General features: G+C 48.3%; 1 protein-coding gene. It reads left to right on the forward strand.

What is annotated here, in order from left to right:
- A partial coding sequence (locus Q4563_RS18225; RefSeq protein WP_303605508.1) for a DMT family transporter occupies positions 1 to 232 on the forward strand: 232 nt, incomplete at its 5' end.
- Positions 233 to 319: the final 87 nt, after the last annotated feature.

Genomic DNA, 319 nt, shown 5'->3' on the forward strand with positions numbered 1-319 from the left:
GATTATTGTTGTATTGGGATATGAGGTTGCGTTCTACTTTTTATCTGTCGCGTTAAAAACCATTCCGGTGGGTATTGCCTACGCCGTCTGGGCTGGGTTGGGGGTCGTACTAGTGGCCGTTATTGCCTTTTTCCTGCACGGGCAAAAACCTGATCTTTGGGCATTGGCTGGTATGGGGTTGATTATTACCGGTGTTGCCATGATCAATCTGTTTTCAAAAGCAGGGCATTGACAGGGCCAACCAACCGGCCTGAAGAAAAAGCCTGCACAATGTGTGACAGAGAGCACGGAGTGGCAGCCTGAGTAAACATCACAAAAT

Source organism: Gilvimarinus sp. 1_MG-2023, from assembly GCF_030548285.1.